The organism is Paracoccus sp. UBA889, assembly GCA_002294185.1.
Taxonomy (GTDB): Bacteria; Pseudomonadota; Alphaproteobacteria; order Rhodobacterales; family Rhodobacteraceae; genus Paracoccus.
Genome location: DBFD01000018.1, coordinates 25703 through 46269 on the forward strand (window position 1 = coordinate 25703; position 20567 = coordinate 46269).

The window sequence follows — 20567 nt, forward strand, 5'->3', positions numbered from 1 at the left end:
TCACTTCGACAGGATTTTCGTCACGAGTCCGGTGGCCGGATCGACGTAGACCTCGTTGAGCGTCTTGCCCATGACGGCATAAGCCTCGATCTTGCCGTCCTCCATCTGCACCTTGCGGACCTCGTAGCCCATCCCGACAAGGCCGGCCTTGACCTCGTCCATGGTTTTCCCCAGCTGGGCGCCCTGGGTGACTTCGGCGGCAAAGGCAGGAAGTGCGACGACCATCGCGGTGGCAATCAGGAACTTGCGCATTTGGTATCCTTTCAGGTTGAGTCGCGACGACATCGCGACGGTCCGGTGCAGATGCTCCTGTCCGCCGGGGAAAAACAGGCACGGCGGGCTTATGCAAGCCGGCATAAGCGTCAGCGTATGGGGCCGGCCCGACGACATTTCGCCGAAATGGGGGCGACTGTTGCGGAAAAACGGCCATCGCGACAGGGGGAAGGACCACCGAAGATGCGCGGGATCATCCCGCGCGCCGCTCTGCCGTTCGCTGAGCCGGGACTGGGGGCAGGTGTCTGAAACGCCATTCGGGTTCGGCCCCGCGTCGCGGCCCCCTTGGCCGTGACGATCACGATAGCTTCGCTTGCCCGGCCGGTGTTTGGCTATAGGAATGGCGTGACAGAACAAGAGGCCGGACATGGAAGACTGCATCATCATCGGCGGAGGCCCGGCGGGACTGACCGCGGCGCTCTATCTTGCCCGGTTCCTGCGCCGCGTCACGGTTTTCGACGCCGGAGCGGGGCGGGCGCGGATGATCCCGAAAACCCATAATCTCGGACCCTTTCCGGACGGCATTTCCGGGAAGGAGCTTCTTGACCGGATGCGCGCGCATGCCGAACTTTACGGTGCCAGGATCGAAAACGCGACGGTCGAGGCGGTCCAGAAACAGGGCGACCTGTTCCGGGTCACGGCCGACCGCCGGACCGAAACCGCGCGCTTCGTCATTTTCGCGTCCGGGGTCGTCAACCATCGGCCGCCGCTGTCGGCCAGCGACCACGATCGGGGCGTCGCGCAGGGGCTGATCCGTTATTGCCCGGTCTGCGATGCCTATGAAATTCGCGACAAGCGTGTTGCCGTCCTGGGGAATGGCGCGCATGGCCTGGCCGAGGCGCGCTTCGTTCGCGACTATTCCCCGACGGTGACGCTGATCCCGCCCGAGGGGATTCCGGCGCGCGCAAGGGACGGGATCGGCGCCCTGGACGCGCCGATGAAAGGTCTGGCTCTGACGGATTCGCAGGTCGTCGTGACGCTGGAAGACGGCCAGACGCACCATTTCGACACGCTCTATGTCGCCCTGGGCACCTCCGCGCATTCGGAACTGGCCGGTTCGCTGGGCGTCGGACTTGGTGATGCGGGCTGCATCATCGGCGATGCAAAACTGAAAACCAGCATCGACGGAGTCTATGCCATCGGTGATATCACCGACGGGCTGGATCAGATCGCCCATGCGATGGGTCAGGCCGCCGTGGCCGCGACCGCGATCCACAATGCGCTGCCGGGAACCCCACGCGAATAATGACCTGCCCATGGCGACGGATCGCAGGTCGTCCGTCCCGGTGCCGATGCGCCCCGCATTCGGCAGGCAGATCTGGGCAAACAAGGTGCATCGGGGCGAAAGGCATGGTCACGGGTGCCGGACATCCTTGCGTCGCAGGGCTGCCTGTGCCAACGCGAGAAGCGTGATCGGGTCGCCATGCTGAAAAAACTTCTCATCGTCGTCGTTGAATCGGATCCCGACCGGGCGCAGGCGATCGCGGACGGGCTGGGCGACGTCGGCGATCACGATATCCGCATCCTGGCCGAGCATTCGGCGCTGGCCCGGCGCGTGGCCGAACTGAGCCCGGACGTGGTCCTGATCGACATCGCCAATCCGTCGCGCGACATGCTCGAGGAACTTGCGCTGGCCTCTGGTCCGGCCGAACGGCCGGTGGCGATGTTCGTGGATCGTTCGGACGAACAATTGACGCGATCGGCCATCGAGGCGGGGATGTCGGCCTATGTGGTGGACGGGCTGCGCCCGGACCGCCTGAAGCCGATCATCGACGCCGCCGTCGCGCGCTTTCATATCCTGCGGCAATTGCGGGCCGAACTGGCCGCCACCCGTGCCGCGCTGGAAGACCGCAAGATCGTGGATCGTGCCAAGGCCGTGCTGATGAAGGCGCGCGGCATCGACGAGGCCGAGGCCTATGCGCTGCTGCGCAAGACGGCGATGGATCAGGGCAAGCGCATCGGCGAAATCGCGCAGCAACTGGTGACGGCGGCGGGATTGCTGGGGCGATGATCGCGCTGCGGCTAGGCTATCTTCCCCTGGTTGACGCGGCGCCGCTGATTGTCGCGCGCGAGCTGGGTTTTGCTGCCGAAGAAGGGCTGCAACTGGATCTGATCCGGCTGGGGGCCTGGGCGCAGGGCCGCGACATGCTGGGCGCGGGGCTGATCGACGCGGCCCATATGCTGGTCCCGATGCCGATCGGTCAGGCGCTTGGGCTGGGGCCGCGCCTGCCCGACCTCGATCTGGTGATGTTTCTGTCGCATGGCGGCCAGGCGGTGGGGGTCAGCACCGCGATCGAGACCCGGCTGCGCGCGGCAGGTCACGGCTTTGACTTCTCCGACGCCGGGGCGGCGGGCCGGGCCTTGCGCGGCGCGATCACCGGGCCGCTGCGGGTGGGGGTGCCGTTCATGTTCTCGACCCAGCTTGAACTGATCCGCCACTGGCTCGGCGCTTCGGGATTCAGCGAAGATGATCTGCATCTCAAGACCGTGCCGCCGCCGATGATGGCCGATGCGCTGGCGGCGGCCGAAATCGACGCCTTCTGCGTGGGCGAACCCTGGGCCTCGTTTGCGGTCGAACGCGGCATCGCCGCGCTGCTGCTGCCGGGCACGGCGATCTGGACCTCGCCGCCCGAAAAGGGATTGGTCCTGCGGCGTGACTTCGCCGAAACCCGGCCCGGGCAGACCGGCGCGCTGATGCGCGCGATCTGGCGGGCGGGGCGCTGGCTGGATGAACCCGACCATCGCGGCACCGCCGCCGAGATCGTGTCGCGCGCCGAATATCTGGATCTGCCGTCCGAACTTGTTGAACGCGGGCTGACCGGCCGGCTGCTGGTTTCCCCGGCCGGCGAGGCGCGCGCGGTCCCGCGCCTGCTGGCGTTCAATGCCGGAGCGGCCAGCTTTCCCTGGAAAAGCCTGGCCGCGCTGATCGCGCGCAATATCGCACTGCGCCACGATTTGCCGCCCGAGGGCGCGATGCAGCGCGCGATGGGGCATTTCCGCACCGATCTTTATCGCCGGCACCTGAGACCGGCAGGCGCGTCCCTGCCCGGCGCGTCGCTGCGACTGGAGGGGATGATCGGTGAAGATCGCACCGTCGCGGCCGAGCGTGGCCAGATGATCCTGCGCGCCGACAGCTTCTTCGACGGCTTCGTGTTCGAGCCGCCGATCCCGGATTCATCCATAAACTGACCACTTTTCAGGCAATCACCGCATCCGCCGCAAAAACTTGATGCGCCGCGCGGTTTTCCCCGGTGGCATCGGTCGCGATCGCGGTGTTCCGCTTGCCCTGCCGCCGGACAAGCGTGAAGATGCAGGACATGGCCAGGACGCAATGGCGCGCCACAGGCCCGTTCGCAACGTTGCGCACGATTTCCGCGAGGACGCGGTTCCCCTGACAGCCTGATTGCGCGTTCCGCCGCGGACCTCCCTCTGGGAGCCACGATGGATGTCTGCGCGATCCGTCCCACGCCAGCCATCGGAGCATCTCATGTCCCATCCTTCGCAGCAGGATTCACGCCGCGCGCTGAGCCTGTCCACCCTTGCCTTCACCATCTGTTTCGCCGTCTGGACGATCTTCTCGATCATCGGCATCCAGATCAGCCAGCAGCTTGGCCTGTCCGAGACGCAGTTCGGCCTGCTGGTGGGGCTGCCGATCCTGACCGGCTCGCTGAGCCGGATCGTTCTGGGCGTTGCCACCGACCGACTGGGCGGGCGTCTGGTCTATACGCTGAACATGCTGAGCGCCGCACTGGCGACGCTGCTGCTGTCATGGGCCACGACCTATCCGCAAATGCTGCTGGCCGCGCTTGGCGTGGGTCTTGCGGGCGGGTCCTTCGCGGTCGGCGTGGCCTATGTGTCCCGCTTCTATCGCGATGCGCAGCAGGGCACCGCGCTTGGCATTTTCGGCGTCGGCAATGTCGGCGCGGCGGTGACCAAATTCGTCGCGCCCTTCGTGATGGTTGCCGTCGGCTGGCAGGCCACGGCGCAAATCTGGGCCCTCGCGCTGGCCGTGACGGCCGTGCTGTTCTGGATCCTCAGCAAGGATGATCCGGTCACCGCCGCCCGGCGCGGCAGCGCGGCATCCCGGCGCAGCCTGCGCGCCGAATTCGCGCCGCTGAGGAACCTCCAGGTCTGGCGCTTCTCGGCCTATTACTTCTTCGCCTTCGGCGCGTTCGTCGCGCTGGCGCTGTGGCTGCCGCATTACCTGATCGGTGTCTATGGCTTCGACGTGAAGGTGGCGGGCATGGTCGGGGCGGCCTATTCGATCCCGGCCTCCATCTTCCGCGCCTATGGCGGCGTGCTGTCCGACCGGATCGGGGCGCGCCGGGTGCTGTATGCCACCTTCGCGGTGTCGCTGGCGGCGACCGCGATCCTGTCGATCCCGGCGGGGGTCACCCTGCCGGTGTTCCTGGTGGTGATCTTCATTCTGGGCTTCGTGATGAGCCTGGGGAAAGCCGCCGTCTACAAGCATATCCCAAGCTATTATCCGCACAATGTCGGCGCCGTCGGCGGCCTGGTCGGCATGATCGGCGGATTGGGCGGCTTCGCGCTGCCGCTGCTGTTCGGCTGGCTGAAGGATCAGACCGGGCTGTGGTCCAGCTGTTTCATGGTTCTGTTCGTGCTGGTCGCCGCCTGTGCGCTGTGGATGCACGCCTCGGTCCGTCGCATGGGCCGTCCCGCCGCCATGCAAGCCGCCTGAAAGGATCTGTCGCCATGAAGAAGAAACTGGTCGTTATCGGCGCCGGCATGGCCTCGGGCCGTTTGCTGGAACATCTGTTTGAAACCGCCCCGGACGCCTGGCAGGTGACGCTGTTCAACGGCGAGCCGCGCGGCAACTACAACCGGTTGATGCTGTCGCCGGTCCTGTCGGGCGAAAAGACCTATGACGACATCGTCACCCACGATGCTGACTGGTATGCGGCCCATGGCGTCGATTGCCGCTTTGGCCAGCCGGTGGTGCGGATCGACCGCGCCGCGCGCGTGGTCCATTCGAACCAAAGCAGCGCCGAATATGACGCGCTGGTGATCGCCACGGGCTCGGCCCCCTTCATCATCCCGGTGGCGGGCAAGGATCTGCCCGGCGTCGTGACCTATCGCGATCTGGAAGACACCGATGCGATGATCGAGGCGGGCAGGGCCGGCCGGGATGCGGTCGTGATCGGCGGCGGCCTGCTGGGCCTGGAAGCCGCTGCCGGCATGGCTGCGCGCGGGGCGAAGGTCACCGTCATTCACCTGATGGGCCACCTGATGGAACGCCAGCTTGATCCTGCGGCGGGCTATCTGCTGCAACGGGATCTGGAACGGCGTGGCATTGCCGTCCACTGCAAGGGGGCCACTAAGGCGATCCTGGGTCACGACCGGGCCGAGGCGGTGCTGCTGGAAGACGGCACCGTCTATCCCGCCGATCTGGTCTGCATGGCCGTGGGCATCCGCCCCGAGACCCGCATCGCCGTGGACGCACGGCTGGAGGTCGAGCGCGGCATCACCGTCGATGACGGCCTGCGCACCAGCGATCCGAACATCTTCGCACTTGGCGAATGCGTGGAACATCGCGGCCAGCTGTTCGGCCTTGTCGCGCCGCTTTACGATCAGGCTCGGGCGCTGGCCCGGACCCTGTCCGGCGAGACGGCCGAATTCCGCCCGGTCCAGACCGCGACCAAACTGAAGGTGACCGGCTGCGATCTGTTCAGCGCGGGCGATTTCGCCGAGGCGCAGGGCCGCGAGGATATCGTGTTCCGCGATCCGGGGCGTGGCATCTACAAGCGGCTGGTCCTGCAGGACAACCGCGTCATCGGCGTGGTCATGTATGGCGACACGGCTGACGGCAACTGGTTCTACGGGCTGATCAAGGACGGCACCGATATCGAGCAGATGCGCGACACGCTGATCTTCGGTCCCGGCTTCCAGGGAGGGTCCAGGCCGGACCCTATGGCGGCCGTTGCAGCCTTGCCGCCTGAGGCGGAAATCTGTGGCTGCAACGGCGTCTGCAAGGGCAGCATCGTCAATGCCGTGCAAGGGGGCGCGACCACGCTGGACGCGGTTCGCGCCGGCACCAAGGCCAGCGGATCCTGTGGCACCTGCACCAGCCTCGTGGAGCAGGTGATGCGTCTGACGCTGGGCGATGGCTTTGCCGCCGCCGCGCCCGGCGGAATGTGCAAATGCACCGATCACAGTCACGAGGATGTGCGCCGGCTGATCCGGTCGATGGGTCTGAAATCCATCCCCGCCGTCATGCAGGAACTTGGCTGGAAGTCCGTCGGCGGCTGCCGTTCCTGCCGTCCGGCGCTGAATTTCTATCTGCTGGCCGAATGGCCGCTGGAATACCGGGACGACCGGCAATCGCGCTTCGTGAACGAACGCAACCACGCCAATATCCAGAAGGACGGCACCTATTCGGTGGTGCCACGCATGTGGGGCGGCGTCACCACGCCGGACGAATTGCGGGCCATCGCGGATGCGGCCGACAAGTATGGCGTGCCGATGGTCAAGGTCACCGGCGGCCAGCGGATCGACCTGCTGGGCGTGCGCAAGGAGGATTTGCCGCTGATGTGGGCCGATCTGAACCGGGCCGGGCTGGTCTCGGGCCACGCCTATTCCAAGGGGCTACGGACGGTGAAGACTTGCGTGGGCAGCGAATTCTGCCGCTTTGGCACACAGGATTCGACCGGGCTGGGGATCCGGCTGGAAAAGCTGCTATGGGGGTCCTGGACACCGCACAAGGTCAAGCTGGGGGTTTCGGGCTGCCCCCGCAACTGCGCCGAGGCGACCTGCAAGGATGTGGGCATCGTCTGCGTGGACAGCGGCTACAACATCAGCGTCGCCGGCGCCGCCGGCATGGAGGTGAAGCAGACCGAGCATCTGGCCGCGACCCCCTCCGAGGACGAGGCGGTCGAGATCGTCACCGCCTTCATCCAGCTCTATCGCGAACACGCCCGTTATCTCGACCGGCCCTACAAGTGGGTCGCCAAGGTCGGCCTGGACTGGGTCATCGCGCAGGTCGTGGATGATCCCCGAAACCGCCGCGCGCTGGTCAAGCGGTTCGAGACCAGCCAGTCGGTCTATCGCCGCGATCCCTGGGCCGAACATTCGACGCCTTCGGAAACGCCCCGCTGGGCCCCGCTTGCCGATCTGACCCTGGAGGCCGCCGAATGACGCGCTATGTCGATATCGCATCGCTGGAAGACATCCCCGCCCAGGGCGCACGGCTGATCCGCACCACCGATGGCTGCGTCGCGCTGTTCCGCACCGCCGACAACCGCGTCTTCGCGCTGGATGACCGCTGCCCGCACAAGGGCGGCCCGCTGTCCGAAGGCATCGTGCATGGCCATCAGGTCACCTGCCCGCTGCATGACTGGGTGTTCGACCTGACCACCGGGGCGGCCCGGGGCGCCGATCAGGGGGCGGTCCGCACCTGGCCGGTCCGGGTGGAACGCGGTCGCATCCTGATTTCCGCCGAAAGCCTCATGCGCGGCAAGGCCGCCTGAAAGGAAAGCCCATGATCACGCCTTCCATTGGCGAAATCACGCGCGGCGACGCCACCGCGATGATCGCTGCGACCCGCCACCGCGGGTTGTCCGGCCTGTCGCGCGGCCCGATTGCGACCGTCCGGCGCACAGCCGTCCTGGCGCCACAAGGACAGATCGCGCCATGAACATGCATTCCCCGGCGGGCGCGGTTCGCACGACCTGTCCCTATTGCGGCGTCGGCTGCGGCGTGCTGGCGACACCGACACCGGAAGGCGGCCTGACCGTCGCCGGCGACCCCGATCATCCGGCGAATTTCGGAAGGCTTTGCGTCAAGGGTGCCGCCCTGGCCGAAACCGTGGGTTTGCGGGGCCGGCTTCTGGCCCCGCAAATCGACGGGCGCCCGGCCGGCTGGGACGCGGCGCTGGACCTGGTGGCGCGGCGTTTTGCCCGGACCGTCGCCCGGCACGGTCCGGATTCGGTCGCCTTCTACGTCTCGGGGCAGCTGCTGACCGAGGATTACTATGTCGCCAACAAGCTGATGAAGGGCTTTATCGGCAGCGCCAATATCGATACCAATTCACGGCTTTGCATGGCCTCGTCGGTCGCGGGGCATCGGCGCGCCTTCGGCAGCGATACGGTGCCGGGGCTCTATGCGGATCTGGATCAGGCCGATTGCGTCGTCCTTGTGGGTTCGAACCTCGCCTGGTGCCATCCGGTTCTGTTCCAGCGACTGGCGGCCGCGCGCGAGAAACGCGGCACCAGAATCGTCGTGATCGATCCGCGCCGCACCGCCACCTGCGAGATCGCCGATCTTCACCTGCCCATCGCGGCCGGGGCGGATGCCGCCCTGTTCAACAGGCTGCTGGCCGAGATCGACAGGCGCGGACTGATCGCGCCCGATCCGGCCCTGGACGGGCTGGACCAGGCCCTTCTGGCCGCAAACCGGACCGATGCCGCCGTGACCGGGCTGGCGACCGCGGATCTGGCCCGTTTCGTGAACCTGTGGTGCGACAGCGAAAAGGTCGTGACGCTGTTTTCGCAAGGGATCAATCAATCCGACAGCGGCACCGACAAGGTCAACGCGATCCTGAATTGCCATCTCGCGACGGGGCGGATCGGACGACCGGGCATGGGACCGTTTTCCGTCACGGGTCAGCCGAACGCCATGGGCGGGCGCGAGGTCGGCGGGCTGGCCAACATGCTGACCTGCCACCTGGAGATCGAAAACGCCGCCCACCGCGACGCCGTGCGGCGATTCTGGAATGCGCCGCGCATGGCCGAAAGGCCGGGACTGAAGGCCGTGGACATGTTCCGCGCGGTCGAGGAGGGACGGATCAAGGCGCTGTGGATCATGTGCACCAACCCGGCGGTCTCGATGCCCGACGCCGACCGGGTCGCCCGCGCCATCGCCGGCTGTGACTTTACCGTGGTTTCCGACATCATGGCGCGAACCGACACGACGCGGCTGGCCGATGTCCTGCTGCCGGCGACCGGATGGGGCGAAAAGAATGGCACCGTCACCAATTCCGAACGCCGCATCAGCCGCCAGCGGCCCAGCCTCGCGCCCGTGGGGCAGGCGCGCGACGACTGGCGCATCATTGCCGATGTCGCCCGGCGCATGGGATGGGGCGACGCCTTCGGCTGGTCCCACCCGTCAGAAATCTTCGCCGAATATGCGGCGCTTTCGGGGATCGCCGGCGGTCTTGGCAGCGATTTCGACATTTCCGATTGCGCGGGGATCGGCAGGGCCGCCTATGACGGGATGACGCCGTTTCTCTGGCCGCGTGCTGGTGCGCGGCAAGGAGGCCGCTTTTTCGGTGACGGCCGCTATCATACCTTCTCGGGTCGCGGATGCATGGTGGCCGTCGCGCCGCGCCCGCCGCAGCCGGTCACGGGCGAATTTCCCTTCCGCCTCAATACCGGCCGTGTGCGCGATCACTGGCACAGCATGACCCGGACCGGACTTTCACCCAGCCTCTCGCGTCATCTGGCCGAGCCATTCCTGGAAATCCATCCTCGCGACGCCGCCGCGCTTGGCTTGTCACCCGCAAGTCTGGCGCGGGTCAGCGGAGCGCAGGGAGATGCGCTGCTGCGCGTCCTGGTCACCGACCGCGTCGCTGCCGGGCAACCCTTTGTCCCGATGCATTGGAGCGCCGAGACAGCGGCTTCGGGGCGCATCAACAGCGCCATACCCGCGCTGGTGGACGCTGTTTCGGGCCAGCCGGCGCTGAAATCGTCGCCCGCAGCCATTCGGCCCTTTGGCGCGGTCTGGTATGGCTTTGCGATATCCCAGGCCCCGATCAGGCCCGATTGCGAATATTGGGCGGTCTCGGCCCTGGCTGGCGGCTATCAGGCGGAACTGGCCGGGCTGCACGAACCCGATGACTGGACCGCCTTTGCAAAGCACCTGTTCTCTTTGACATCAGATCCGCTTGCCGTGCATGACCGGCGGCGCGGCCTTGCACGATTGGCCTTTGCCGGAAACGGCCGCGTGCAGGCGGCGCTTTTCGTCTCTGGCGAGCCGGTTGCCCTGTCGCGCCATCATGTCGCTGCGGCGCTTGGCTGTGACATGGACGCGAACCTGTTGGCCGGCCGTCCGGGTGTCCACCAGCCGGACGAGGGCGCGATCGTCTGCGCCTGCGCCACCGTCGGCATGAACAGCCTGGTACGCGCGATCACGACGCAAGGACTGGTGACGCTGGATGCGGTCGGCAAGGCGCTTGGCGCCGGCGCCAATTGCGGTTCCTGCCGCCCCGAGATCAGCAACCTGCTGACAAGGCTCGGCGATCCCGATCTGCCAAAGCCCGGAAACGGGTTCGATGCCGATTGACAATCAATATCGGTAAAATTATCTTTATAAAAGCCACACAAATTAAATCTATTGATAGCGCGGCTTTCATAAACGCAAGATGACCATTCGCAACCTGAGAACCTTGATCGCCTTTGCCGATCACGGCACCTTTTCGGCTGCGGCGGAAGCCGTCTTCATTACCCATGCCGCCGTCAGCCAGCAGATGAAATCGCTGGAACAGGAATGGAATGTCGTTCTGTTCGACCGTTCCCGCCGGACACCCGTGCTGACATCGGTCGGCAAGGCGCTTGTCGCAAAGGCGCGCGAGATCGTCGCCGCCTATGACGGCATGGTCCTGTCCGTGTCGGGCGAAGCGGCGTTCAGCGGCGAACTGATCCTGGGCGCCGTGCCGACGACGCTGACCGGCCTGGTTCCGTTCGTCATTTCCATGCTGAAATCCGAACATGCCGGGCTGCTGGTTCGCGTCGTGCCGGGCCAGACCACGGAACTGGCCTTGCAGGTCGAACGCGGCGCGCTGGACGCGGCGATCCTGACCCGTCTGCCGGCGGTTCCGCGACGGCACGAGTGGCAGGAAATCGCCCAAGAGAACATGGTGCTGCTCGCCTCCAGGCAATCTGTCAGCGACGACCCGATCGAGCTGCTTCGGAGCCATGCCTTCATCCGGTTTTCGCGCGAAGCCGTGGTCGGCACGATGATCGAAAACTGGCTGCAGTCGCAAGGCATCGAAGTCAAGGAAAGCATGGAACTGGCCAATCTCGATATCATTGCCAGCATGGTCTATGCAAATCTGGGGGTTTCGATCGTTCCGGTGCAGGCGGTCCCGCCTCCGATCAGCCTGCCCTTGAAGCGCCTTGCCCTTTCCCCGGCCATGCCCCGCCGGGTTCTGGGGCTCTTGTCGCGGTCGGACAATGTGAAGGGGCAGGTGCTGGAGCAGCTTTTGCAGAAGCTGCGCGAAGCGGTCGAAATCGGCCGGTTCACGCCGCCCGGAACCGCGGTCTAGACCATGTCCCGAAGCGGAATCGCGATCCCGGCCACGAACATCATCACGATCAGCAGGCGCCGGAACTGGTCATCGCTCAGGTGCTTGAATGTCCACAGGCCCATCTGCGCGGCGATCAGCGTTACCGGCAAAGCGATGGCCATCACCTTCAGGGACGCCGCGTCGTAGACGCCATCCATTGCCATCAGCGTTGCCGAAATTCCCAGGACGACGACGTTGTAGGGCTGCAAGACGGCACGGCTCTGTTCCTTGGTCCAGTCTCGCATCGAGATCCACATCGTCGGCAGGGCGCCCGACAAACCCGATACCGCGCCAAGAAAGCCGCCGACCAGCCCGATTCCGCTGTCGATGATCGGGGTCGGGCGACGCAGGCTGGGCAGGTCGCGCCGCAGCGTGAAGAAGCCACCATAGAGGATCATGAATCCGGCGACGATGAACTTCAGAAAATCGGCGTCGATGCGATGCAGAAGGCGCAATCCGATCGGAATACCGATCAGCGCGGGTATCAGGAACCGGGACAGCTGCCGCCATTCGATCGCGCGACGCACAAGGATTGCCCCCTGCACCCCGCTGACGACCGACATGACCAGAACCACCGACACGGCCTGGGTTGGTGGCATCACCTGCAGCCACCAGCCAAGCGTGAAAAGCGCGGTTCCGAAGCCGGCCAGCCCGTTCACGAACCCGCCCGAAAACGCTCCGGCCACCAGGACCAGAAGATATTCGCCGTTCACGCAGGAACCTTGAAGAACGGAGCGGGCACGAGCAGCTTGTTCTCGACCTTCGCGACCAGGGGACGCATCTGTTTGGCATAGGACTGCCATTCCGGCGACGCCTGCAACTGCTTGCGCCGCTGGAAACGGTCGTCAAGCGATTCATAGCCCCACATATGCACGATCTGGTTCAATGGTCCGAAATCGGTGTAGTAGTAGCCGACCATCCTGCCCAGGATGCGAACCTGAACCTCCATTCCCTGTTCTTCGTAAAGTTTCAGAAAGACCGGTACGTTTCCTGCGTTCAGCGTGTAGATGCGTTCATCGACAAACATCGTTTCCTCATGCATTCGGAAGGGAAAGAATGATCCAGAGCGGCCGGCATGCCTGTCGGCGCGGCCCAGAGCCGCGATGGCGGACCTGCCACCAACGGCAAGCCTTCGGCGACATCCGCAGGCCGGCACGAAGATTGCTGACACCTGACACCAGCGCGACAATGCCAGCGCGGGCCGGGCGATCGCCATGGTCTTCGGCCCCGGGCAGGATCAGACTGCCGGACAGACCGCTGACTTCCTCAGCCGATGACTTCGTCCGTTCTGTCATCGGTTTCCCCATACCGCTTGAGGACGGCGGGGCGCGTCCCTTCATAGACCTTGGCAAGACCGCCTGCGATCTTCGCGTTCTCGCGTTCGAACAGGCAATTGCCCTCGATGTCGGATGCGACGATGAAAGGTCCCATGTTTTCCGCCTCGATCACCCACATCGCCTGGGCCAGGCCCAGTTCCTTGCGCCAGTGCAGGCCTTTGACATTCTTGATTCCGCGCCCCAGCAGGGCGCCGGTGCCATAGCCGACGGTGGTCAGATAGATGGCGCCGTTGGGAACGAATTTGGTCCGATAGTCTTCCGGGCTCATGCCGCCCTTGCCGATGATGATGCGCGCGCCCGAGATGCGGAACCAGTCCGCGATCCACCTGGAAAAACGGAAACTGGCTGTCGCGGTCACGGCACCCATGTCGAAGCTGCCATCGTCGCGTTGCGCCGCGGCTGGCGCACAGTGGAAATTGGCCGCGCTTTCGGCCGGCAGGTCCATCGGGATGGGGACACCTTCCTCGATCGCGCGCTTGTAGACACCTTCCCGGCCGGTATAGATCACGCCGTCCAGATGCACGATGTCCCCCAGCTTCAATGCTGCAAGGTCTTCGGGCGACGGTGTCGTCGAAAGGCGAATGATCTTGTGGGTCATGACATTTTCTCCTTCAAGCGCGGGGCTTGGAGCCATCTTTTCGCAGCCGGATCCTTGCGGCCTTCCGCATCGGGCCGCGTCAGGTTGCGCGGGGGCCGGATGCTACTGTGCCGCGGTCGCGGTCGCGGGCCATTCGACCGTCTCGCGGCGCTGAAACGGGGTGAACCATTGCGGATCGGTGCGGTGTTCGACCCGCCCGTCGGCATGGACCCGCGCGCAGGCCCGCCGGGATGACAGGCAGAAGGCGTGAACACTCATCTGCATCCCGCCGGTGTGGCAATAGCCAACCTCGATATGGCAATCGACGACCATCGACTTGCCGACGAAACCCATGGCGCCCATGCCGATCGAGTTGCCGAGTTCCTTGAACTCCATCTCCAGCTCGGCGATCCTGGGGTCGGGGTTGCGGTCGCCGACGGTGCGCAGGCAGGCGGCGCGCTTGCCCAGCACCATGCAGGTATCCTTCGAGCCGCCCAGCCCGATACCGATGATCGCCGGCTGGCAGGCCAGACCGCGTTTGCCGAAGGCGACAAGACTGTCCAGATAGAACCGCTTGATCCCCTCGATCCCGTCGGATGGAAACAGCATCCGGTAATCGGTGCCGAACAGGCCGCCCTTGTGCACGGTCGTCAGGTCGATCCAGTCGCCCTGGCCGGGGGCTGACGGCTCGAAACCGTATTCGATCTCGGGCGCGTTGATACCGACATTGTTGTCGTGATCGGTACGCCACAGCGGATGGACCCGGTTGGGGCGCAGCGGAACGCCGTTCGTCGCGGTCGCCGTCGCCCGACGCAGGGCTTCTTCCAATGCGACGGGACCGCCCTCGATCTGCGCCTCGTTGCCCATCTTGACATACCAGCGCGGGCACCCCGTATCACCGCACATCGCGCGACGATCCTCCTTTGCGGCTTTGTAGTTCTCCAGCATGGCTTGAAGAACGAAGGACGACAGATCGCCGTCCTCGACACTGGCCGTGGCTTCAAGCCCATCGAGATAGTCTTGCGGGATCTCGATGGCCGCCTTGTCCATCAGCACTTCGGCGGTGGATTCGATGAGGTCTATGGAAATCATGGATCGTCTCCTTTACCGGGCCGCCTGCACCAGCGTCTCGGGCTCGCCCTCGGGCAGCACGGTTTCGCCCGGCCGAACGATTGTGAACCGGACCGGGTCGCGCGATACGCGCAGCCCCTCGGCGGTTTTCCGCGCCACCGTGAAATACGAGGTTTCCAGATCTCCCTGATCGGGAAAATCCTCGCGGAAATGCGCGCCTCGCGAATTCTCGCGCGCCAGGGCAGCCTCGGCGATGACTTCGGACACGTCGACCAGCGATGCCAGGTTGAGCCAGTCGTGCCAGGTCAGGTTGAACGCCAGGTTGGACGGATCGACGCCGATATCCTGCAGGTCGGTGGCGACCGTCGCGATCTTTTTCAGGCCGCTGATCAATCCCTGTTCGGTCCGCATGACGCCGACATCGTCCCACATCGCGTCCTGCAATACGCGGCGCAGGTTCTGGACATTGCCGACAGGCTTGCCAAACGGGCGTCGCGCGCGCTCGATCTCGGCCGACAGGATATTCTCATCCGGATCGCGCAGTGCCGTCATGGCGCGAATGTCGCGGCCCATCACGTCACCCGCGATACCGCCATAGACGGTCGAATTGGCGACGCCATTTCCGCCCAGCCTGTTCGATCCATGCGCCCCGCCCGCATCCTCGCCGGCGACATACAGCCCTTCCATGGCCGTGCGGGTATCGACATCGACAACGACGCCGCCCATGAAATAATGCGCGGTCGGCACCACCTCCACCTTGCCGCCGGCAAGATCGAAGCCCGAATCGGCGCAGCGCTGGACCATGCCCTTGAACTTCTTCGCAACGATGTCGGGGCCAAGATGCGCCATCGAGATGAACACCCCGCCATTGGGCGATGAATTGTTCTTGCGCATCTCCGAATAGATGCCGCGGCTGACCACGTCGCGGGTCGAGCGTTCGCCGCGGGTGTCATAATCGTACATGAACCGGTGATCGTTGCCGTTCAGCAGATGCCCGCCCGCGCCGCGCAACCCTTCTTCCAGAACGGTGCCGGTCATCTTGGTATGGTCGCCGGCCAGCAGCCCGGTCGGATGGAACTGAACCATCTCCATGTCGCGCAGCGGCAGCCCCGCGCGCAGCGCCATTGCAAGCCCGTCCATCGTCTTGTCGCCCGAGGGCGTGTGGTATTTGTACATGGTGGGGCCGCCACCCGTTGCCATCAGCACCGTCCTGGCGCGGACAAAGCGGAACTTTCCGCTGCGCATGTCGATGAACAGGACCCCGGCGAGGGCCGAGCCATCCTTGGTCGGGATCAGTCCGACGGCGCGATGCTCCTGAAGCTTTTCGATCGGGCGGGCCAGAACCTGTTCCATCAGCCGGTTGATGATCTCGATCCCGGTCAGATCGCCCTTGTGCACCGTGCGATCGGCCGTCTGTCCCGCGAACGCCTTGTGATGCAGCGAGCCGTCCGCAACCCGGTCGAAGAAGCAGCCGATTTCGTTTTCCAGTTCGCGGACACGCACGACCGCCTGTTCGCACAGCCGCCAGGCCATGTCCTGATCCGGCAGCCACTTGCCGCCGACGATCGTGTCCATGAAATGCCGCTCGACGGTGTCTCCATGTCCCAGGGCCACATTGTAGCCGCCCTGAACCATGCGGGTGCAGCCGCATTTGCCGATCAGCCCCTTGACCGCGATGGTGATCTTGGTCCCCGGCGGCGCCGATTGCTGGGCATGCAGCGCGCCGAAAAGCCCTGCTCCGCCGGTGCCAAGGATCAGGATGTCGGTGTCGTGACGATCGATATCGCTTTTCAGGGGCATGATCACACCGCTTGCAGGAAAAAGGTTCCGGAGACGAGAACCGAGAGGCCCACCGCCCCCGCCGCCAGCGTCTTCTGGCGAGAGGTCCATGGCATCAGTTCAAGCGCGAGAAGGCGCAACCCTCCGAAGAAATGGACGGCCAGCAGGAAGACCAGCCCGAATTCCGCGAATTTTACCAGCGGCATGTCCGTCCATGCCAGGAATCCGTCCAGCCGCGCGGCTTCGTTCAGGGCCATGGACAGAACCCAGAAATGCGCCGGCAGGAACAGGGCCAGCAAGGCCCCCGAGACGCGATGAAGAATGAAGGCATACCAGAGCGGATGGGTGCGGTGCGGGCGGATCATGCGACACCCCCGGGGGCGGTAACGGCCCAGACGGCGCGCACGCCCATCCAGACCAGAACCAGAAAGGCAATCCAGGTCAGCACGGAAAGGGCGCGCGCCCCAAGACCCAGCCATTCATGTGCGATGACGCGCAGGCCGATCGCCGCGTGGACAGACACGGCAATGACAAAAGTCCCGTAAAACGTCGCCCAGGCAAAGCTGCCCTGCGTTCGTCCCAGGATCTCGGCTGCGCTTAGCCCGCCCTGAATCGCATAGATCATCACCGCGAGGTGCCCGATGACCAGAGGCGCCATGACCAGCGCCGACAATCGCTGCAGCAGGTAAAGCCGGATGTCCAGCATCGGTCAGGTCCTCCGCCTGAAGAACGCGGCGGCGGTCGCCCGCTTCAGCCCGGCGATCGCGTCCATCGGATTCAGTCCGTTGGGGCAGAAATGCGCGCAACTTCCCATCGAGTGACAGTTGTGGCAGCCACCGGCGCCGCTGACCGCATCAAGGATTTTGCGCGAACCCGCATCCCTGGAATCGTTGTAGAGCGTCCAGGCACGATTCAGCGCCGCGGGACCGAGGAAATCGGGATTCCCGGCCACGGTATCGCATGACGCATAGCAGACCGAGCAGTTGATGCATTCGATCCCGGCATCGGCCTTTACCCGCTGAACGCTCGCCGGGTCGATCTCCTCGATCTGGTCGTTGCGGGTCTTCGACGGGTGGAACACGCCTTCCGCCTTGACCCATTTCTCGAAAAACGGGTCCATGTCGGCCGCGAGATCCTTGATGACCGGCAGATTGCGCAGCGGCCCGATCTCGATGCAATTGTCCTTCAGCACCTTCTTGACATGCGTGCGACAGGTCCAGCGCGGCTGGCCGTTCACCATCATCGCGCAGGATCCGCACATTCCGACGCGACATGCAAAACGGTATGACAGCGTGGGATCGTCGTTCTGCTGGATCCACGCCACGACATCCAGCACGGTCTGGCTGTCTTGCGCGGGAACGTCAAAGATCTGGAATTCGCCACCTTCATGGTCGCCGCGCCAAACGGAAACCTTCATACGGGTATCGGTCGAAGACACGGTGCCGGATCCTTGTCTGCTTGCGTGATGTTCATCTCTTTCCAACGATGCATACGTTTAAATGAAAGTTACAAAAAGCGACAATTACTATACAATCGTGTTAGTTTAGCTGACATATTCGGGCGGGGCACCTCTGTCGCATCACCCGATCGCCGGTGGCCTGCGCCGAATATCCGGAACAAGCCCCTTGCGCTTTCCTTGAATACATCCATATACCATCCATACAGATGGAGAATGGAAGATGGGCAACGTCACGCAGATCGGCCAAAGGATGCCCGAGAACGAGAAGATCACCATCAATATGGGATTCGTGGATCTCGGCAGGATCGACCTGCTCGTGCAGGAAGGATTCTATTCCAATCGCAGCGACTTCATTCGCACGGCGATCCGCAAGCAGTTGGACACGCATGGCGACGCGGTGGCCAGATCGATCGAACGGCATACGATGGAGCTTGGCCTGCGCGACTACAGCGCAGCCGATCTGAAGGCCGCGCGCGATGCGCATGAAATACTGCATATCAAGGTCGTCGGCCTCGTGCGGATCGCATCCGACGTGACGCCGGAACTCGCCCTCGCGACGATCGGGTCCATCGACGTGCTGGGGGCCCTTCAGGCCAGCCCTGAGGTCAAGAAGGCACTTGGGTCGCGTATCCGCTGACCCCCAATCAAGGAAAAACAGAGATGACAGACGATGCAAGCTCGGCGATGCGCCGGGCCAGTGACCTTGTGCGCGCCGGAAACCCGATCGCTGCCACGGAAATGATCCAGGCCGCCTTGCGCGGCACGGCCGCGTCCGCCATGTCGCGACCGGGGCCGGTTCCGGAAACGCTGCGCGCGGCAGAAGATGTCGCGCCCTTCGGCAAGGGCCGGGGTTTGCGCAAGACCCTGGCCGAACTGGCCGCCCGAGCACGGCCGGGCGGCGGGGTGGGCGGTGCGCCCGCACCCGAGCCGGTGCTGCCCAGGGGTGCCCGCTTCGACCATGGCAGTTTCACCTGCCCGGCGGGAGAGCGGGCATACCGTCTCTACATTCCCGACCTGCGAGCGCGGCGCCCTGCCGGTCTGGTGATGATGCTGCACGGTTGCACCCAATCGCCTGCGGATTTCGCGAATGGCACCGGGATGAACCGGATCGCCGATGCCCATGACCTGATCGTGGTCTATCCCGGCCAGTCGCGTGGGGCGAACATGCAATCGTGCTGGAACTGGTTCGCGCCGTCCGATCAGGAACGCGGAAGCGGAGAACCCGCGATCCTCGCCGGTCTGGCCGTTCAGATCCGTCAGGATCACGACATCCCCGAGGACAGGATTTTCGTTGCCGGATTGTCGGCCGGCGGTGCGATGGCGGTGATCCTCGGACGGGCCTACCCGGATGTGTTCACTCATGTGGGGGTGCATTCCGGTCTGCCCTACAAGGCGGCCCGCGACGTGCAATCCGCCTTCGCGGCGATGGGCGGCAGCTTGCGCCAGACTTCTGGCGCACCCCTCCGCCCGCTGCCGACGATCGTGTTTCACGGTGCGGCGGACGCCACCGTCAACGCGGCCAACGGACAGCGGATCGTGGACGAGGCGGGCGCCGCCGGGGCCGAGCTGCGCGATAGCGGCACGATGGGCGGGCGCCGCTATATCCGTGATACTGTGCTGGCCCCGAACGGTCAGCCGATCCTTGAACATTGGCGCATCGACGGGCTGGGCCACGCCTGGTCGGGCGGCGATGCGACCGGCTCCTATGCCGATCCGGCCGGCCCCGACGCAAGCGCGGAAATGGTGCGGTTCTTTCTTGACGCGACCGGGACGGTTTTATGACATGACCTCCTTCCCGACATGCTCCGTCGCGGCCAAAACCACCTTCGGTCCGACAAGGGGCCGGATGGCGGCAAGGTCGGAAACTGCCGCCCCAGGCCACGCGACGCAGCCTGCCGGGGTCTCCGGCCGGCCTGTGCGCATCGTCCCGGCCGCGGCGACGTCGGGTCAGGTCCGGCCTTTCGCGGAACCAAGATGATCGGCCTTTTCCGCATCGCGCGCACCCATCGGTTCGTCCGGGCCGACGGTCGAGTCGGCGGCGGTCTGGGCCTCGATCTCGGCGTTCAACTCGGCTCCGAGCAGGACGATGAAGGCCGAAATCCACAACCACATCAGCAGGATGATGACACCCGCCATGCTGCCGAAGGTCTGGTTGTAGCTGCCGAAATTGCCGACGTAGAGAGAGAAGGCGATCGATGCGAGGATCCAGATCACGCAGGCCGCGATCGCGCCGGGCGTCAGCCATCGCCATTCCGCGTCATCGCGCGACGGACCATATCGGTAAAGAACCGCAAGCCCGATTATCGTCATGATCGCAAGCAGGATCCAGCGCGACAAGGCCAGCACCGTTTTCAGCCAGCCCGGCAGGGCGACAAGATCCAGCGCGACCGGCACCGCCAGCGCCGCGAGAAGCCCCAGCAGCAGGCCGACGATCAGAAACACCGTCAGGCCAAGGGTCCACAGGGTCTTGCGGATGAATCCGCGATCCTCGTCTTCATCATAGGCGACGTTCAGCCCTTCCATCAGGCTGCTCATTCCCTTGGACGCGGAATAGATCGCAAGCAACAGGCCGATCAGGAACGCGATCCCCAGGCCCGCATCCTGCGATCCCGCGACGGCGACCGCCTGATCGAGGATGATCTGCGCGGCCTGCCTGGGGATCATCTGGGTCAGCGTCGCAAGCTGCGCGGTCACCTGGGCAGGGTCAAGCACCATGCCCGCCAGCGCCATCAGCGCCGTGATAGCCGGAAAGATCGCCAGCAAGGCGTAGAA

Annotated in this window: 21 protein-coding genes; 10 read left to right on the forward strand and 11 right to left on the reverse strand. The window is 64.9% G+C overall.

Going from position 1 to position 20567, the window contains the following annotated elements; translation table 11 throughout:
* Window positions 1-660: a PepSY domain-containing protein gene (locus tag B4L36_RS02725; RefSeq protein WP_292951982.1), complete on the reverse strand. Its 660-nt coding sequence runs from the start codon at window positions 658-660 to the stop codon at window positions 1-3.
* On the opposite strand from B4L36_RS02725, the gene B4L36_RS02730 reads away from it, so the two are divergent.
* From B4L36_RS02730 to B4L36_RS02740, 3 genes are all read left to right on the forward strand, one after another.
* Window positions 641-1519: an NAD(P)/FAD-dependent oxidoreductase gene (locus tag B4L36_RS02730; RefSeq protein ID WP_292951985.1), complete on the forward strand. Its 879-nt coding sequence runs from the start codon at window positions 641-643 to the stop codon at window positions 1517-1519. The two genes, B4L36_RS02725 and B4L36_RS02730, sit on opposite strands and share 20 nt — an antisense overlap.
* Before the next feature lie 177 nt (window positions 1520-1696).
* A complete protein-coding gene (locus B4L36_RS02735) occupies window positions 1697-2284 on the forward strand; it encodes an ANTAR domain-containing response regulator (RefSeq protein ID WP_292951988.1) in 588 nt (195 codons plus the stop codon).
* Entirely contained in the window at window positions 2281-3462 is a 1182-nt protein-coding gene (locus B4L36_RS02740; protein ID WP_292951991.1) for an ABC transporter substrate-binding protein, read from the forward strand. Before B4L36_RS02735 ends, B4L36_RS02740 begins: the two co-directional genes overlap by 4 nt.
* A gap of 7 nt (window positions 3463-3469) precedes the next feature.
* On the opposite strand, the gene B4L36_RS02745 is transcribed toward B4L36_RS02740, so the two are convergent.
* A complete protein-coding gene (locus B4L36_RS02745) occupies window positions 3470-3640 on the reverse strand; it encodes a hypothetical protein (RefSeq protein WP_292951994.1) in 171 nt (56 codons plus the stop codon).
* Window positions 3641-3760: 120 nt separating this feature from the next.
* Here B4L36_RS02745 and B4L36_RS02750 point away from each other — a divergent pair, with 120 nt between their 5' ends.
* The 5 genes from B4L36_RS02750 to B4L36_RS02770 all read left to right on the forward strand — a co-directional run bounded on the left by B4L36_RS02750 (window position 3761) and on the right by B4L36_RS02770 (window position 11551).
* Complete coding sequence (locus tag B4L36_RS02750) at window positions 3761-4972, forward strand: MFS transporter (protein WP_292951998.1); 1212 nt, start codon at window positions 3761-3763, stop codon at window positions 4970-4972.
* A gap of 14 nt (window positions 4973-4986) precedes the next feature.
* The gene (gene nirB / locus B4L36_RS02755) at window positions 4987-7425 is read left to right on the forward strand and encodes a nitrite reductase large subunit NirB (RefSeq protein ID WP_292952001.1); all 2439 of its coding nucleotides are present in this window, start codon (window positions 4987-4989) and stop codon (window positions 7423-7425) included.
* Window positions 7422-7757, forward strand: a complete 336-nt coding sequence (gene nirD, locus B4L36_RS02760; RefSeq protein WP_292952004.1) for a nitrite reductase small subunit NirD — start codon at window positions 7422-7424, stop codon at window positions 7755-7757. The genes nirB and nirD overlap by 4 nt, the downstream gene beginning before the upstream one ends.
* 163 nt (window positions 7758-7920) lie before the next feature.
* The gene (locus B4L36_RS02765) at window positions 7921-10569 is read left to right on the forward strand and encodes a nitrate reductase (protein WP_292952007.1); all 2649 of its coding nucleotides are present in this window, start codon (window positions 7921-7923) and stop codon (window positions 10567-10569) included.
* 79 nt (window positions 10570-10648) lie between these two features.
* Window positions 10649-11551: a LysR substrate-binding domain-containing protein gene (locus tag B4L36_RS02770; protein WP_292952010.1), complete on the forward strand. Its 903-nt coding sequence runs from the start codon at window positions 10649-10651 to the stop codon at window positions 11549-11551.
* Here B4L36_RS02770 and B4L36_RS02775 read toward each other — a convergent pair.
* The 8 genes from B4L36_RS02775 to B4L36_RS02810 form a co-directional block, all read right to left on the reverse strand.
* Window positions 11548-12285, reverse strand: coding sequence for a sulfite exporter TauE/SafE family protein (locus tag B4L36_RS02775; protein ID WP_292952013.1), 738 nt, complete (start codon window positions 12283-12285; stop codon window positions 11548-11550). The two genes, B4L36_RS02770 and B4L36_RS02775, sit on opposite strands and share 4 nt — an antisense overlap.
* Window positions 12282-12614, reverse strand: a complete 333-nt coding sequence (locus tag B4L36_RS02780) for an NIPSNAP family protein (protein ID WP_292952016.1) — start codon at window positions 12612-12614, stop codon at window positions 12282-12284. Before B4L36_RS02780 ends, B4L36_RS02775 begins: the two co-directional genes overlap by 4 nt.
* A gap of 224 nt (window positions 12615-12838) precedes the next feature.
* Entirely contained in the window at window positions 12839-13543 is a 705-nt protein-coding gene (locus B4L36_RS02785; protein ID WP_335662023.1) for a fumarate hydratase C-terminal domain-containing protein, read from the reverse strand.
* A gap of 66 nt (window positions 13544-13609) precedes the next feature.
* Window positions 13610-14578, reverse strand: a complete 969-nt coding sequence (locus B4L36_RS02790) for a fumarate hydratase (protein ID WP_292952022.1) — start codon at window positions 14576-14578, stop codon at window positions 13610-13612.
* Between the two features lie 12 nt (window positions 14579-14590).
* Window positions 14591-16357: an L-aspartate oxidase gene (locus B4L36_RS02795; RefSeq protein ID WP_292952025.1), complete on the reverse strand. Its 1767-nt coding sequence runs from the start codon at window positions 16355-16357 to the stop codon at window positions 14591-14593.
* Window positions 16358-16359: 2 nt separating this feature from the next.
* On the reverse strand, window positions 16360-16701 hold the full coding sequence (sdhC, locus tag B4L36_RS02800) for a succinate dehydrogenase, cytochrome b556 subunit (RefSeq protein WP_292952028.1): 342 nt from the start codon (window positions 16699-16701) through the stop codon (window positions 16360-16362).
* Window positions 16698-17042 (reverse strand): succinate dehydrogenase, encoded by a 345-nt coding sequence (locus tag B4L36_RS02805; protein WP_292952031.1) that lies wholly within the window; start codon window positions 17040-17042, stop codon window positions 16698-16700. Before B4L36_RS02805 ends, sdhC begins: the two co-directional genes overlap by 4 nt.
* 3 nt (window positions 17043-17045) lie before the next feature.
* On the reverse strand, window positions 17046-17753 hold the full coding sequence (locus B4L36_RS02810) for a succinate dehydrogenase/fumarate reductase iron-sulfur subunit (protein WP_292952034.1): 708 nt from the start codon (window positions 17751-17753) through the stop codon (window positions 17046-17048).
* 262 nt (window positions 17754-18015) lie between these two features.
* On the opposite strand from B4L36_RS02810, the gene B4L36_RS02815 reads away from it, so the two are divergent.
* Window positions 18016-18432, forward strand: a complete 417-nt coding sequence (locus tag B4L36_RS02815) for a CopG family transcriptional regulator (protein WP_292952037.1) — start codon at window positions 18016-18018, stop codon at window positions 18430-18432.
* A gap of 23 nt (window positions 18433-18455) precedes the next feature.
* Window positions 18456-19577, forward strand: coding sequence for an alpha/beta hydrolase family esterase (locus tag B4L36_RS02820; protein WP_292952040.1), 1122 nt, complete (start codon window positions 18456-18458; stop codon window positions 19575-19577).
* Window positions 19578-19742: 165 nt separating this feature from the next.
* On the opposite strand, the gene B4L36_RS02825 is transcribed toward B4L36_RS02820, so the two are convergent.
* The coding region (locus tag B4L36_RS02825; RefSeq protein WP_292952043.1) for a YihY/virulence factor BrkB family protein at window positions 19743-20567 on the reverse strand (825 nt) is incomplete at its 5' end.